General features: G+C 69.7%; 12 protein-coding genes and 1 pseudogene. 4 read left to right on the top strand and 9 right to left on the bottom strand.

Features of this window, described 5'->3' with window-relative positions; all coding sequences use genetic code 11:
- Positions 1 to 199: 199 nt before the first annotated feature.
- Entirely contained in the window at positions 200 to 1,483 is a 1,284-nt protein-coding gene (gene aceA, locus QH470_RS03505) for an isocitrate lyase (RefSeq protein WP_280270790.1), read from the bottom strand.
- Positions 1,484 to 1,965: 482 nt separating this feature from the next.
- Between aceA and QH470_RS03500 the strand changes: the two genes are divergently transcribed.
- On the top strand, positions 1,966 to 3,108 hold the full coding sequence (locus tag QH470_RS03500) for an alpha/beta hydrolase (protein WP_280270789.1): 1,143 nt from the start codon (positions 1,966 to 1,968) through the stop codon (positions 3,106 to 3,108).
- Here QH470_RS03500 and QH470_RS03495 read toward each other — a convergent pair.
- From QH470_RS03495 to QH470_RS03480, 4 genes are all read right to left on the bottom strand, one after another.
- Positions 3,064 to 5,904: a molybdopterin-dependent oxidoreductase gene (locus QH470_RS03495; protein ID WP_280270788.1), complete on the bottom strand. Its 2,841-nt coding sequence runs from the start codon at positions 5,902 to 5,904 to the stop codon at positions 3,064 to 3,066. The genes QH470_RS03500 and QH470_RS03495 overlap by 45 nt on opposite strands.
- The gene (locus tag QH470_RS03490; RefSeq protein ID WP_280270787.1) at positions 5,901 to 6,722 is read right to left on the bottom strand and encodes an FAD binding domain-containing protein; all 822 of its coding nucleotides are present in this window, start codon (positions 6,720 to 6,722) and stop codon (positions 5,901 to 5,903) included. Before QH470_RS03490 ends, QH470_RS03495 begins: the two co-directional genes overlap by 4 nt.
- A gap of 76 nt (positions 6,723 to 6,798) precedes the next feature.
- Entirely contained in the window at positions 6,799 to 7,017 is a 219-nt protein-coding gene (locus QH470_RS03485) for a hypothetical protein (protein WP_280270786.1), read from the bottom strand.
- Complete coding sequence (locus QH470_RS03480) at positions 7,014 to 7,397, bottom strand: hypothetical protein (RefSeq protein WP_280270785.1); 384 nt, start codon at positions 7,395 to 7,397, stop codon at positions 7,014 to 7,016. The genes QH470_RS03485 and QH470_RS03480 overlap by 4 nt, the downstream gene beginning before the upstream one ends.
- Before the next feature lie 270 nt (positions 7,398 to 7,667).
- Here QH470_RS03480 and QH470_RS03475 point away from each other — a divergent pair, with 270 nt between their 5' ends.
- The 3 genes from QH470_RS03475 to QH470_RS03465 all read left to right on the top strand — a co-directional run bounded on the left by QH470_RS03475 (position 7,668) and on the right by QH470_RS03465 (position 12,195).
- Positions 7,668 to 10,466, top strand: a complete 2,799-nt coding sequence (locus QH470_RS03475; RefSeq protein WP_280270784.1) for a tetratricopeptide repeat protein — start codon at positions 7,668 to 7,670, stop codon at positions 10,464 to 10,466.
- A 96-nt stretch (positions 10,467 to 10,562) separates the two neighbouring features.
- Positions 10,563 to 11,177 carry a nucleotidyltransferase family protein gene (locus QH470_RS03470; RefSeq protein ID WP_280270783.1) on the top strand — a complete coding sequence of 205 codons (615 nt, stop codon included), beginning with the start codon at positions 10,563 to 10,565 and terminating at the stop codon, positions 11,175 to 11,177.
- Positions 11,178 to 11,190: 13 nt separating this feature from the next.
- On the top strand, positions 11,191 to 12,195 hold the full coding sequence (locus QH470_RS03465; RefSeq protein ID WP_280270782.1) for an XdhC family protein: 1,005 nt from the start codon (positions 11,191 to 11,193) through the stop codon (positions 12,193 to 12,195).
- 10 nt (positions 12,196 to 12,205) lie between these two features.
- Here QH470_RS03465 and QH470_RS03460 read toward each other — a convergent pair whose 3' ends face one another.
- The 4 genes and pseudogenes from QH470_RS03460 to QH470_RS03445 form a co-directional block, all read right to left on the bottom strand.
- Entirely contained in the window at positions 12,206 to 13,291 is a 1,086-nt protein-coding gene (locus tag QH470_RS03460; protein ID WP_280270781.1) for an ABC transporter substrate-binding protein, read from the bottom strand.
- The gene (locus QH470_RS03455) at positions 13,292 to 14,089 is read right to left on the bottom strand and encodes an ABC transporter permease (protein WP_280270780.1); all 798 of its coding nucleotides are present in this window, start codon (positions 14,087 to 14,089) and stop codon (positions 13,292 to 13,294) included.
- Positions 14,086 to 14,841: an ABC transporter permease gene (locus tag QH470_RS03450; RefSeq protein ID WP_280270779.1), complete on the bottom strand. Its 756-nt coding sequence runs from the start codon at positions 14,839 to 14,841 to the stop codon at positions 14,086 to 14,088. The genes QH470_RS03455 and QH470_RS03450 overlap by 4 nt, the downstream gene beginning before the upstream one ends.
- A pseudogene (locus QH470_RS03445) lies at positions 14,838 to 15,147 on the bottom strand (hypothetical protein); the annotation flags it as partial. The pseudogene QH470_RS03445 and the gene QH470_RS03450, both read right to left, overlap by 4 nt.

Raw genomic sequence — 15,147 nt, 5'->3', positions numbered from 1 at the left:
GGGCCAGTTCTGAGCCGAATTGCCGCGCCTTCGGCACGGCGGGTTTTCCGCCGCGTGTCCCCCCCCCCGGGGGGCCCCCCCCGCGGGCGCGCGGGGGGGCCGCGGCCGCGGCCCGCCCCCCCGCGCGCCCCGCGGGGGCCCCCCCCGGGCGGGGTCACGAGGCCGAAAACCCGCCGTGCCGAAGGCGCGGCAATTCGGCTCAGAACTGGCCCTCTTCGGTCGAGCCCTTCAGCGCGGTGGTCGAGCTGTCGGGGTCGACGGTGGTGGCGATCGCATCGAAGTAGCCGGCGCCGACCTCACGCTGATGCTTGGTGGCGGTGTAGCCGCGCTCCTCGGCCGCGAACTCGCGCTCCTGCAGGTCGACGTAGGCGGTCATGCCCTCGCGGGCGTAGCCGTAGGCCAGGTCGAACATCGAGTAGTTGAGCGCGTGGAAGCCCGCCAGGGTGATGAACTGGAACTTGAAGCCCATCGCGCCCAGCTCCTTCTGGAACTTGGCGATGGTGGCGTCGTCCAGGTGCTTGCGCCAGTTGAACGACGGCGAGCAGTTGTAGGCCAGCAGCTGGTCGGGGAACTCGCTCTTGACCGCTTCGGCGAACTTGCGGGCCAGCTCCAGGTCCGGGGTGCCGGTCTCCATCCAGATCAGGTCGGAGAACGGCGCGTAGGCCTTGGCACGCGCGATGCAGGGCTCGATGCCGTTCTTGACGTGGTAGAAGCCCTCGGCGGTGCGCTCACCGGTGATGAACGGCTGGTCGCGCTCGTCCACATCGGAGGTGATGAGGGTGGCGGCCTCGGCGTCGGTCCGGGCGATGACCACGGTCGGCGTGCCGGCCACGTCGGCGGCCAGGCGGGCCGACGTCAGGGTGCGGATGTGCTGCGAGGTCGGGATGAGGACCTTGCCGCCCAGGTGACCACACTTCTTCTCCGAGGCGAGCTGGTCTTCCCAGTGGGTGCCGGCGGCGCCCGCGGCGATCATGGCCTTCTGCAGTTCGTAGACGTTCAGCGCGCCACCGAAGCCGGCCTCACCGTCGGCGACGATCGGCACCAGCCAGTTGTCGACAGAGGTGTCGCCCTCGGCACGGGAGATCTCGTCGGCGCGCAGCAGCGCGTTGTTGATGCGGCGCACCACGGACGGGACCGAGTTGGCCGGGTAGAGGCTCTGGTCGGGGTAGGTGTGGCCGGACAGGTTCGCGTCACCGGCGACCTGCCAACCCGACAGGTAGATGGCCTTCAGGCCCGCGCGGACCTGCTGCACGGCCATGTTGCCGGTCAGCGCGCCCAGGGCGTTGATGTACTCACCGCTGTTGACCTGCTCCCACAGGATCTCGGCACCGCGGCGGGCGAGGGTGTGCTCCTCGACGACGGTGCCCTGCAGCTTGGCGACCTGCTCAGCGGTGTAGTTACGGGTGATGCCCTTCCAGCGCGGGTTGGTGTCCCAATCCTGCTGGATTTCCGCAGCGGTCTTCGGGGTGCCGGCAGTCGACATCTCTGACTCCACTTCTTCGTTCGGTGCGTGCTCCCCGGTCCGGAAATCCGTCGCGATGTCCGAACTCTGCTGGAGCAGCGATTTGCAGGCTTGCTATGCCCATCGGGTGTACATCCACACGATGGCACACGGAAAAATCGCCGTCTACCTGTTGCTACTGTGAATCTCTGCTAGCTGGACCAGGGCTTTTGCTAATTTTGCAAAATTTGCCCAGCGATTGCATGCCTCGAGTCTACTCCCGAGTAGGTCTGACATGGGCTTTTACGTAACGCTCGTACTGTTTCAGTGACGTCACCCACGGCTCGACATCGCGAGCCGGCATTCCCAGCTGTGAGGACCTTCACAGAGCGGGATGTGCGCCGGGCCACTCCGGCGATTCGCACACCGGCGCGCCGAGGCAGATGGTCAATCGACCGACTGCAAGACTGTTCCTCGCACCGCCAGGGGAAGGGACCGGTGCCAGATCCGGCGAAAGGAACACCATGCGAAAACTCTGCGTAGCCGCGGTCACGGCCCTCCTCTCCGCGGCCGGGATCTCGGCATTGCCAACCGTCGCGGCCGCGGATCCGGCGGTCACGGGAACCGTCGAAGCCGTACAGCCGCTGTCGGCTCCGGCCACACTGCCGGGTTCGGTGAATTCCGAGCGGATGCTCTATACGACGACCACCGTCGGGGACGCCCCGACCGTGGCCAGTGCGGCGGTGTACTTCCCGCCCGGCGAGCCACCGGCGGGCGGCTGGCCGGTGGTGGCGTGGGCGCACGGCACGGTCGGACTCGGCGATTCCTGCGCCTACAGCGTCGGCGGTCCCGGCGACGTCGAGCGCGACTGGGCCTACCTCGGGACCTGGCTGCGGCAGGGCTACGCGATCGTCGCCGCCGACTACGCCGGGCTGGGCACGCCGGGCGAGCATCCGTATCTCAACGGTGTGGTCGAGGCGCACAACGTGGTCGACGCGGTGCGGGCCGCGACCCGGCACTACTCGTCGATGTCGAACAAGTGGGTCGTGGTCGGGCAGTCCCAGGGCGGGGGCGCGGCGGTGAACACCGCGCGCTACGCCACCGAATTCGGCGGGCCGGAGCTGGACTATCGCGGCGCGGTCGGCACCGGCGTTCCGGCCTACATCGAGGACATCTTCACCCCGATCGGGCCTGGCGTGCCGCCGGTGCAACTGAGCCCGCACAGCACGGGTTACGCGCTGTACGTGCTCAACGGCCTGCGCACCACCTATCCCGAACTGAACATCGAGTCCTTCCTCACCGACGCGGGCCGCATGTGGCTCGAACGCGCCCGCACCGAATGCCTGCTGCCGCTCGGCGACGAGCTGGCGGCGGCGCGGGTGGTGCTCGGCGACCTGTTCACCCGGCCGCTGTCGGACATCCCCGACGTGCACGGCCTGCTCGCCCGCTATCTGGGTCTGCCCGAATCCGGTTACGACAAGCCGCTTTTCCTCGGTCAGGGCATCCGCGACACCGATGTCATCACGCCCGAGACGTTGCGGTTCGCGGCGGTGCTGACGGCGAACGGGCAGCCGGTAACGCTGAAGGTCTACCCCACCGACCACAGCGGCACGGTGAACGCGTCATTGGCCGATTCGGTCCCGTTCGTGCGAAACCTCTTCAGCTGAATCGGAAATCAGTTTCCAGATGCGGTCGGCGGCCATCGGAAGGCGGTGAGGGCGTACGCCGAGGGCGTCGCGGATGGCGTTGGCGAGGGCGGGGGCGACCGGGTTGTACGGAGATTCGCTCATCGACTTGGCGCCCAGGGGGCCGAGATCGTCTGTGGTATCGGCGAAGTGGACTTCGGTGTGCGGGACGTCGGCTAGTTGCGGAATGTGGTAATGGCGCAGGGTTTTCGTGGTGACGATCCCTTGGTCCACCCGCATGTCCTCGTAGAGGGCGGTGCCGATGGCCTGGGCTACACCGCCTTCCACCTGCCCGCGGCACTGGGCGGCGTTCAGCACGGTGCCCGCGTCGGCGGCGTGGACCGAGCGGAGGATCCGGACACGGCCGGTGTCGGTGTCGACGGCCACGCGGAACGCCTGCACGTTGAACGCGACCGAGCGCGGTGTGCCGTCGTGGGCGGCGGTGGCGCGTAAAGGGCCTTCGGACAGCAGTTCTCGCGCGGTGACCAGGCGCGGATCACCCGGCAGTTCCTGCAGCTCGGCCGTCCGTGCCAGTATCACGTCGCGCAGCCGTAGGCAGGCAGTGTGTACGGCCTTGCCCGCCACCACGATTCCCGTCGATCCGAACGCGCCGGTGTCGTAGTCGGTGACGTCGGTGTCGGACTGCCGGATTCGGACGAACTCCGGTTCGGTGCCGAGCGCCGCGGCCGCCAGCTGGGCGTGCACGGTGGTGGTGCCGTTGCCGAATTCCGCTGTGCCCACGGAGATCTCGTAAGTGCCGTCCAGGAGCAGCTCCGCGGACGCGGTGGCGTGATGGCCGCGCGGTGGAATGGTGGCGATCATGGCGACGGCCATCCCCTCGCCGATCCGCCAAGTCGTTTCGTTCGCCCGGTCCGCCGCAGCGAACCTGTGTAGCGCCCGTTCGGCGAGGTCCAGGCACTGGTCGAGGCCGTAGCTGCCGATGGACAGATCGTCGTCCTCGGCGCAGCGCCCGCCGATCAGCGCGTCGCCGGGGACCACGACGTTGCGGCGGCGGAATTCGAAGGGGTCCAGGCCGAGTCGGCGGGACAGTTCGTCGAGCGCGGATTCGATACCGAAACTCACCTGGCCGAGACCGTAGCCGCGGAACGCGCCCGACGGCACGTTGTCGGTGTAGACGGCCCGCCCGTCGATGCGCTTGTTCGGGCAGCGATACAGCGCGACCGACTCGCTCACACTGTGGAAAAGCACGCCCCCGCTGTGGTTTCCGTAGGCCCCCGTGTCGGCGACCACATCGACGGCCAGCGCGGTCAGGCGACCATCGGCGCTCGCGCCCGCCGTGACCTCGACCCGCATCGGGTGCCTGCACGTGGCGGAGGTGAACTCGTCGGACCGGGTGAACTCGTAACGCACGGGACGACCGGTACGCAGCACCGCCAGCGCGACCAGATCCTCCGACAGCATCTCCTGTTTGCCGCCGAAGCCGCCGCCCACCCGCTTCGCGAAGACCCGCACCCGCTCCCTGGGCAGCGCGAAGATCCGGCACAGCTCGTCCCGCACCAGAAACGGCACCTGCGTGCTGGTGCGGATCACCAGGCGGCCGTGTTCGTCGAGCCATCCGATACTGCCGTGCGTCTCCAGGTGCGCGTGCTGCACGCGGTGGGTGTGCCACACGCCGTGCACCACCTCGTGCGCCGCCGCCAGTCCGGCCTCGACATCACCGCTGCGGCCGTGCACCTCCGCGGCGAGATTGCGCTGCCGGTCCGCGATCCGGGCCGAATCCGGTTTGTCCCCATGCAGTTTCGGGGCCTCGGGCCGCATCGCGGCTATCGGATCGAAGACCGCGGGCAGGGCCTCGTAGGTCACCCGCAACGCCCGGCACCCGGCGCGCGCGTCCGCGAGCGTCTCCGCGACGACCGCGGCCACCCGCTGTCCGGCGAACCGCACGACGCGATCCAGCACGACCGTGTCGTCTGGATCGTCCTCGCGGATCTCGTGCTGGGCCGTGGAAAAGGGCGTAGCGGGACTGTCGGCGTAGGTCAGCACCGCGCGCACACCCGGAATGGCCTGGGCCGCCGTGGCGTCGATCGAAACGATCCGGGCGTGCGGATGCGGGCTCGTCAATACCGCCAGGTGTAGTGGCGGCGACGGCGGCGCATCCGCGGAAGTCGTCGTCGCCGTGCGGGTTCCGGAAAGCCGTTCGGTTCCCGTGGGTATCGAGTCGCCCGCGCACGCCGTGGCGGCGCTACCCTCGGACGCTCCGACGGAGAGCGGTTGCTCGGGCGGATCGACATCCACCGTGAACGGTTCGATGCCGGTGACAATGCGCAAGCTTCCGGGGGCAGGGACCGAGCGCACGACTTCCGCTCCCCGCACCACTTCAGTACCCCGCACCGCCTCGGCGATGGCGCGGTACCCGGTGCAGCGGCAGAGATTTCCCTTCAACAGTTCTGAAATATCTTCGGGCGCTGGACCTTCGGGACCGGCGGATTCCAGATCACAGGTGGTGACCACCATTCCCGCAGTGCAGAAACCGCATTGGAACGCGGCCGCCTCGACGAATCGACGTTGCACCGGGTGGGGAGCATCCGGGCTCCCGAGCCCGGCGGCCGTGGTGATGGTACGGCCGGCGGCGCGGTGAGCCGGGAAGACGCACGAATGCACCGCCGCACCATCAACCAAGACCGTGCACGCGCCACAGTCTCCGGCATCGCAGCCCTTCTTCACCGCCGGCCGCCCGGCGTCCCGCAACAGCGTGCGCAGGCACTGACCCGGGCGGTACGGCAATTCGACGGCGACGCCGTCCACCTCGAACTTCATGGCCGCGCCTCGTTCAACTCCGCCGCGACCTCGCGGGCGAGCACCGCCGACAGCTGCCGACGCCAGGCCGGATCCCCGTGCGGATCGTCGTACCACAGACCGCGATCCATACCGAGAATGGTTGCGGTGAGTTCGCCGTGGGACGGCAGCGCGGCGAATTCGAGCACGATCGGGCGCACCGTCGCGGCACTGAGCGTGATCGCGCAACGGCCGTCGAGATCCGCCCGGCCCATCACCACAGCGCCCGAGCGGCCCAGCGGCGCCAGCGCGATCTTCCGAAAAGCGCTGCGGGAGCGCAGTTTCGAGTCATCGATCGACACCGACCGCAACACCTCGCCCGGTGCCAACGCGGTCGCACCCGGACCGAGCACGAAACGGGCCATGGGAATACGCCGCTCGGTGCCGTCCGTGGCCCACACCGATGCCGTACCGTCCAAGGCGACCAGCGCGGCCAGCACCGCCCCCGCCGGGAGCGCGAGACATGCGTTGCCGCCCACCGTCGCCATTCGCCTGATCTTGTACGAGGCCACCAGTGCCCGGCAGGCCTGCGGAAACAGCGCGGTCGCCGACCACCGCGCGGGCCACGTCCCGTTCTCCAGTTCCGCCAGGGTGCAGGTCGCGGCGATCTCCAGCCCGGCCGGTGTCACCGTCAGCGCCGGCCACCCCAGCGCGGTGATGTCCACCAGCCGTTCCAGGTGGTCCTGCGGTTCGGAGTACAACCAGGTCCCACCGGCCAGAACCGCCGAATTGCCGGTCAGCGCAGCGAGATCCGTGCGATCCCGCGCGACCACCAGCTCACGGATCGTGTCCACATCCACGAAGACCACCTCTTCCGAGCCCGGCTCCCGGGGCAACCCCGTGCACCCACCCTAGAAGCCGCTGGTTGCGGACGTGTTACTCGTCCTCGCCGGGTTGCCGCCGACGCTGCCGGATCTCCCGTGCGCCCAGCAGTCCGGCGCTGGTCACGAACACCGTCACCGCCGAGGGCCAGTCGCCGGACACGATGCCGACGGCGGCCGCCAGCGCGGCGCTGAGGACCACCGCGAGCACCGGATGCAGCGGCGAGCGGGGCGGCGGCAAGTTCTCCTCATACGGAGTTTTCGGCGCGCTCATAATTTCCACACCGCCGCCGAACACGCTGCGTCGGAACCTGGCTCGGGCGAATCGTCACCGTCTCCGGCGTCCTCGTCCGCCTCGGAATCGAGGGCCCGCAATGCGAGCAGGCACAACGCGTCGTTCAGGCTCAGTCCCACTTCGGCCGCGTAGATCGAGGCCAGGTCGCCGTCCCATTCGCCCTCGTCGCCGTCGAATTCGAACATGACCATTTCGGCCAGCACCACACCGGCCAGCGCTTGGTCACGGGTGAATCGTCGATCGGTCGGCAGGTACGACAGCACCCACCGCCCTCGATCCGGGCCCGGGAGATCGATTCGAAATGCAACCTCCAGAGCGACATCGCTCGTGATCAACCAGTCCGTGGCGGCAATTCCCATCGATGCGATCCTTTCTACCGTCGGCCGGAACCCGGCCGGGCCGATCACCTCCATGCTGACGAGCCGGGACCACACCGTCGATCACACTGCCCGGACATTTTCTTCACATCGACAGAGCCCATTGACCAGGATGAATGCGGCCTGATACCAAGGACGTATCACATTCGGCTCGTCCGGCCGGGACAGCCGGACAGCTCGGGGGAGGTATCGGTGGCACGAGTCCGTTCCGATCAACCGCGTAAACCACGCCGCCCACGGGCGGTCGAGTCCGTGTACACCCGATTCCGGGAACTCGGCCTCGGCGATCAGGAAATGCGCCGCCCGTTCGTCGACGAATTGCGGCAACAGGGATATCGCGCCCGCGCGGCCTGGCGCTACGCCTGCAATTTGTCCCAGGAAAACGTGTGCGACCAGTTCAACGCGCTGTCCAACAGCGACACCATGAAACCGAGCCGCATTTCCGAATACGAGACCTGGCCGGGCGCGGGCCCACGCCCGAAAGGCGTGCGCCCGACCGCCGAGGTACTCAAGAAACTCGCGACCATTTACGGCACCACCTGGGACCGGCTGGTCGATCTCGCCGACCTCGCCCACATGACCGCCGCCGAACACGACGAGTACCGCGAGGCGGTGACGCGGCACGACGCCGACCCCTCCGCCGTGCTGGTCGGCGACCTGCCACCCGAGGTCACCGCTTTCACCGGCCGCGACGAGGCGAAAGCCGAACTGCACCAACGGGTCTCAGCGCACATCGAGCGCGGCGGAGTGGCGGTGCACGTGATCGACGGCCCGCCCGGCGTGGGCAAGACCGCATTGGCCCGCTACGCGGTCAGCGCGTTCGCCAAGCACTACCCGGACGGCACGATCTGGGTCGACCTGCTCGGCTACACCCCGGGCCGCGATCCCGCCGACCCCACCGACCTACTGGAATGGCTGCTGCTACAGATCAACCTGCCGCCCACCGCGATCACGGCGGACGCCGGGCGCCGGGCGCAGCAGTGGCGGCAGGCGATGGCGTCGCGCCGGATGCTCCTCGTCTTCGACAATGCCGCCGACAGCGCGCAGGTCAAGGAGCTGCTGCCGCAGGCCCGCGACTGTTTCGTGCTGGTCACCAGCCGCAAGCGGCTCACCGGGCTGTCCGGCAGCGGCCCGGTCCACCCCTACCACCTCGACGGCATGCCGCTCGGCGAGGCCGAGCAGTTGCTGGTCAAGCTGGCCAATCTGCACGACGGCTACGACCGCGCCGCGGTGCGCCAGATCTCGGAGACCTCCGGTGGACTTCCGTTGGCGCTCAAGCTGATCGCCGGTCAGATCGCCCATCACGGCATCAATATGCTCGCCGACAGCGCCGCCGACTTCGCCGATCTGGCCGCCGAGATCCGTCGCACGCCGGTGGGTTCGGAACGTCACGAGTCGGCCGCGGAACACATCCTGGAGCGGTTCGCCGCCGAGGAGGAATCGGTCGGCGCGGCCTTCGAACTGTCGTACCAGCGGCTGCGGGAGCCCGCGCTGCAGCATGCCGTCCGCCTGATCGGCTGGTTCCCGGGCACCGAGATCACCGCGCAGACCCTGGCGTGGCTGGTCGACGTGTCCGAGCCGTCGGCGAAGCTGTTGATACTCAAGCTCTGCGAGGCCGGTTTCCTCGACCCGCTGCCCGTACCGGCCGACGACCTGCCGCCGGATCCCAGCGGCCCGCGCTACCGGATGCACGACATGCTGCGGCTCGGTGCGCAGTTGCACGCCGAACGCGAGGGCTCGGTCGAGGTGCGCGCGGCCCTCATCGACCGCCTGATCGGGCACGGTCTCGCCATCGCCCGCGGCGTCAACGCGATCAAGCCCTTCCACGCGGTCGGGGTGCGGCCGACACCCAATCCGCCGGAGGAGTCGGCGCGGGCGCGCTCCTGGCTCAGCAAGGAACAGGAACTGCTGCTCGGCTGCCTCGAAATCGCCCGTCCCACAGCCGAAGCCACCGAACTGGCCCGGCTGATGGCCGCACATCTGTGCGGGCTCGGCTACTGGGAGAGCGCCGAGCGGCTGTACGGGCGCGCGCTCTGGATCGCGCGCACCATCGACGACCGGCAGGGCCAGGCGTGGGCGCTGCTGGGACAGGGCCGGATGGCGCGGATGCGGGGCGCGCACGTGCAGGCCGAGCAGGCGTTCCTGGAGGTCTGCGAGATCGCCGACGACCTGGGTGACCTGCGCTGCCTCGCGGAGGTGCAGTGCGAACGCGGCTACTCCGCCTGGATCACCGGTGAGCACGCCGACGCCCGGCACCACTTCAACGAGGCCCTGCGCATCGCCGTCGAGATCGGCTACCGGCCGACGCAGTGCGACGCCCTGGACGGGCTCGGCCGGGCCGGGCGGATGGCCTGCGAGTACCGGGCCGCCGAACGCTGGTCTCAGGAGGCCCTGTCCATCGCCATCGAACTTGCCGATCCCGAACGGGTCGGCATCGTGCAGTGGGGCTACGCCGAGGCCATCCGATTGCACGGCGACCTCGACGGCGCCCGGCAGCACTACGTGTACGCGCTGCACATCGCGCGCAGCATCAACCACGTGAAGCTGGAGGGCGATGCCCTGCGCGGCCTGGGGTACGTCGAATGCGATGCGGGGAATACCGTTGCCGCGCAACAGCATCTGTCGAGCGCGCTGGACAAGTCGCGCCGCATCCAGGATCAGTACGCGGAGGGCTGGGCGCTGTCGGGCCTGGCCGAGCTGGCCCTGCGTGCGGGCAATCCCGACCTGGCCCGCAACAACTTCGAATACGCCCTGCAACTGGCCCGGGAGGTCAAGGATCCACTGGGCAAGGTCGACGCGCTGCGCGGACTCGGGTGCATCGAGCGAGAGCTGGCGCTGCGCGACCCGGCGCGATACGAACTGGCCGCGGGCTATTTCCGCGAGTCGGTGGAGGTCGCCCAGCAGATCGGGCACCGGCGCAGCCGCGCCAATGCCCTGCGCGAACTGGGCCGCCTCGCCGCCGAACACGGCCGCACCGAGGAGGCGAGCGCGTACCTGACCACCGCCCGCGAACTCTTCGAACGCATCGATATCCGAGAGAAGGAGCAGTGACCTGCGGTCAGCTCGGGCGGCGCGGACCACCGCCCGCGGTTACGCTCGGCCAGAGCGGTCCGAATCGGCACGACCGCCCGCCGGAAAGGACACGGCATGAACGACGCGGACTGCGCCGGCATCGTGCTGGCGGCCGGCGCCGGAACCCGGTACGGGCGTCCGAAGGCGCTGGCCGAGGGGGGCGCGTGGCTGCGCGGCGCGGTCACCGCGCTGCGCGACGGCGGCTGCGGGCGGGTGTTCGTGGTGCTCGGCGCCACCGGCCCGGCCCGCCGCTCGCCGCGCGGGCACTGGCTGGTGTGCGGCGTCCCGGAGATCGCGATTCCCGAAGGGGCACAGCCGGTCTGGGCCGCGGACTGGGCTGTCGGCCTCGCGGCCTCGCTGCGCACCGGCCTGGCCGCGGCCGCGACCACCCCGGCCGAGTTCGCCGTCCTCATGCCGGTCGACACCCCGGACGTCGGCGCCGACGTGGTCCGCCGGGTGCTGACGGAGGCGCGCGCCGCGCCCAGCGGCCTGGCCCGCGCGGTGTTCCACGGCCGGCCCGGTCACCCCGTTGTGCTCGGTCACAAGCACTGGCGGGAGGTCGCCCACACCGCGCAAGGAAATTCCGGAGCTCGGGCATTTCTGGACGCTAGACCGGATATTGTGGCCGTCACGTGCGACGATCTGGCTACGGGGCGTGACCACGACTACCCGGCCACTCGCGCACCCTGATCGGGAGTTTGTGATGCGCGACATCGTCGATGACCTCATGCGGGTGTGGCACAGCGGCCGGACGGGCGGTCTCGCGACATTGGTCCGGACGTTCGGGCATTCGGCGCTTCCGGTCGGGTCGACAATGCTGCTGGACCCCGACGGCGGCGTGTACGGGTCGGTCTCCGACGGTTGCTACGAGTCGGTGGTGTACGAGGCCGCCGCGCACGCCGCGCGCAGCGGCCGCCGGGAACTGCAACGGTTCGACGGCAAGACCGGTGTGGAGGTGAGTGCGGACTGCGGCACCATCGACGTCTTCGTGGAACCGTTCTCGCGCATACATTTTCCCGAGTTCGCCGCGGTGGCCAAGGAGATCGCGGCCAATCGGCCGGTCACCGTGTTCACGGTGGTGTGGCATTCGGATCCGGAGGTGATCGGGCAGCATCTGGTCACCGATCGGCGGCACAATACCGAGCTGGTGTCGCTGCCGGAGTCGGATGTGTTCGTGTCGTCGTACGCGGCGCTACCGCGGCTGATCATCTTCGGCGCCAACCCTTTCGCGGCGGCGCTCACCGTGCAGGGCAGGCTGCTCGGCTACCGCGTCACCGTGTGCGACGCCCGCGAGACCTTCGCCTCGCCGAACTCCTTCCCCGGCGCCGACGTGGTCGCGGACTGGCCGCACCGCTACCTCAACGCCCAGGCCGCGGCGGGTGAAATCGACTCCACCACAGCGATTGTCGCGGCGTCGCAGGATCCGAAGTTCGAGATCCCGCTGCTGACCGTGGCGCTGCGGCTGCCCGAGCTGGGCTACCTGGGCGCGCTGGGTTCCCCGGCCGCGCACCGCCGCCGGGTGGAGGACCTGGAGGCGGGCGGCTTCGACGCCGAGACTCTGTCCCGGCTGCACGCCCCCGCCGGTTTCGACATCGGCGCCCAGACCCCGATGGAGACCGCCGTCGCCATCGCCGCCGAACTGGTGGCCGCCCGCTCCGCCGCCGCGCTGCGGACCCAGGACTTCCATTCCGCGGTTTCGGTCTCCTGAGCGACCCGGGCTACCTCAGCTCGGGACGTTCGGCGTACAGCTCCCGCAGCACCGACAGGTCGAACAGCCGATCGGCCGTGATGTCGATCTTCGCCTTGGTCAGCGCCTCGATATTGCGGTCGATCAGCTCGTCGGTCATGGTCAGCAGGCCGTGGGCGTGGGTGTCGGCGGAGACGACCAGGTCGTTCTGCGCCGTCGCCTCCTTGGTCTGCTCGGCGAGATCGAGGCGCTGGTCCTTGCCGTAGACCTCGACCGCGAGCCGCGCGCCCTCGGCCGGATCGGCGACGGCGTCCTTCCAGCCCTTGATCTCCGCGGCGAGGAACGCCTTGAGCTTGTCGCGTTCGGAGTCGATGGTCTGCTGCCGCACCGTCAGCGTCTCCGCGGTGAGCGGCAGGCCGAAGTCGGCGAACAAGAAGTGCGCGGTCGGGAAACCCTTGGCGGCCAGCGTGATCGGCTCGTTGGTCACGTAGCTCACCCAGCCGTCGACCTCGCCGTTGGCGAGCGGGGTCGGATCGTACTGGGCGGGCACGATCTGCACGTCGTTCGGCGTCAGGCCGTTGGCGGTCAGCAGCGCCGCGAAGATCAGCTGATTGGTGTCCTGCACGCCGATCTTGCGGCCCTTCATCTCCTGCGGCGACCTGATCGGCTTCGCCGCCGAACTCACGATGCAGAACGGATTCTTCTGATACGTGGTGCCGACGATCTTGGCGGGCAGTCCCTCCAGGATCGCGGGCGCGGTGGTCTGCGGCGCGGACAGGCCGAGCCAGATCTTGCCGGTGTCGAGCCCGGCCTCCACCGAGGTGCTGGCGGCCCCGCCCGCGACCAGGTCGACGCCGCCGAACCCGGCGTCGCGGAAGTAGCCGCGGCTGTCGGCGAAGTACTCGCCCGCGAATTCGATGTTCTTCAGCCACGACAGCTGAATGGCGACCCTGCCGAAGGTCGAGCCGTCGGCGGTGGTGCCGTTGCTGTTGCCCGCCCCGGCGTCGTCACCGCAGGCCGCGAGCATCGCGGCGCCGCCGAGCGCGAACCCGGCCAGCGCCGAGGTGCGCAAGAAGGACCGGCGGTCGATGTGGGTGCGATACGCGAAGTTGCCCATTCAGCTTTTCCCTGCCTCCGGCCCGAACCGGGCCAACACGACGTTTTCGATCACTCCGACGATCGCGTAGAGCAGCACCGAGACCAATGTCACCAGCACGATCGAAGCCCACAGTTTGCTGTACTGGAAGGTGGGGATCGCGCGGATCAGCGCGGCCCCCAGACCCGTTCCGCTACCCAGCCATTCACCCAGCAGCGCGCCGATCAGCGCGCCCGGCACCGAGACTCGCGCGGCCGCGAACACCGACGGCAGCGCGGCCGGCACGGCCACCAGCCGCAGCTTGGTCCAGCGTGAACCGCCGTACGCGGCAACGAGTTCCATCGCCTGCCGGGACGCCGACCGCAGCCCGGTCATGATCATCACCAGCGCCGGGAAGAACACCACGATCGCCGCCAGCACCGTCACGCCCACGACACCGCGGCCGAACACCAGCACGACGATCGGCGTCAGCGCGACCAGCGGCACCGACCGCAGCAGCATCGCCACCGGCAGAAAGGACTGCTCCACTGCGGGCAGGGTGACGAACAGCGCGGCCACCACCAGCGCACCGGCCATGCCCACACCGAATCCGACGGCGGCGTCGCGCAGGGTGATCTCCAGGTCGGCCAGGATCGCGTGGCGGGCGGTGGCGGCGGAGTCGCCGGTCACCAGGTAGGTCCACACGTCCGCGGGCGTCTTGCCCACGCGCGGGCCGACCTGGGGGAACGCCTCGAGGAAGGCGTACCAGATCGCGAGCATCAGTAGTAGCGAAATCAGCAGGGGGAAAAGGAATTTCCCGATTCTGCGCAGTGCGATCACGACACCGCCTCCGTCGCCGCACCGGTCCACGGCGCCAGCAGCCGGGCCACCAGCGCCACCGCCGCGTACCCGAGCCCCGCGAGCGCGGCCGCGGCCAGCGCCATCCCCCAGGTCCGGGGCACGTTGTAGGAGGTCTGCGCGGCCGTGAGCGCGACCCCGATGCCGCTGTCGACACCACCGAGATACTCGCCGATGATGGCCCCGAGCACCGCCGACGGCGCGGCGATCTTCAACGCCGCCAGCGTATTCGGCAACGCGGCGATCACCTGAACCCGGCGCAATTGCTGCCAGCGACCGCCGCCGTAGGCGCGGATCAGATCGAGGCTGGTGCGATCGGCGGACCGCAGACCCGCCACGGTGCCGACCATGGTGGTGAAGAAGCAGTACATGGCGGCCAGGAACACCGTCGGGGTGCGCCCGCCGAACACCACCAGGATGATCGGGCCGAGCGCCAGCAACGGCGTGCAGTAACTGAGAATGGCCAGCTGGGTGGCCAGCGACTCGATCGGCGGCGCCAGCAGGACCAGCACGGCCAGCGCGACGGCCAGCCCGTTGCCCCACAGAAAGCCTTGCAGCGCACCGGATGCGGTGACGCGGAAGTTCGGGCTGTACAGCGCCCAACCGTCGGTGTACATGGTGTGCACGACGGTCCACGGGCTCGGGATGGTGCCGCCCGCGACGCCGAGCGCCGCCAGCACCCACCACAGCGCGATCAGCGCCGCCACACCCAGCACGCCGCCCGCGCGACTCACTCGCCACCGCCCGGAACCACCAGTGCCGCTTCGGCTTCCGCCTCGATGCCGCCGCGGCCACCGCTGCCGAACAGCAGCTCCGACAGATAGTCGTGCAAGCGGTGGAATTCCGGTGAGCGCAGCATCTCCGGCGTGCGCGGCCGCGGCAGGTCGATCGGCACCATCTCCACCACCCGTCCCGGGGGGGGGGGGGGGGGCGGGCCCGCGGGCCGGGGGCGGCCCGCCGCCGCCCGGGCCGGGGGGGCGCCGAGGGCGGGGGGGGGGGGGGGGGGGGGGGGGGGGGGGCGGGCGCGCGGGCGCGGCGCG

Origin of the sequence: Nocardia wallacei, assembly GCF_029868745.1 — a bacterium.
Classification (GTDB): domain Bacteria; phylum Actinomycetota; class Actinomycetes; order Mycobacteriales; family Mycobacteriaceae; genus Nocardia; species Nocardia wallacei_B.
This window is presented reverse-complemented; position numbering and strand designations above follow the sequence as displayed.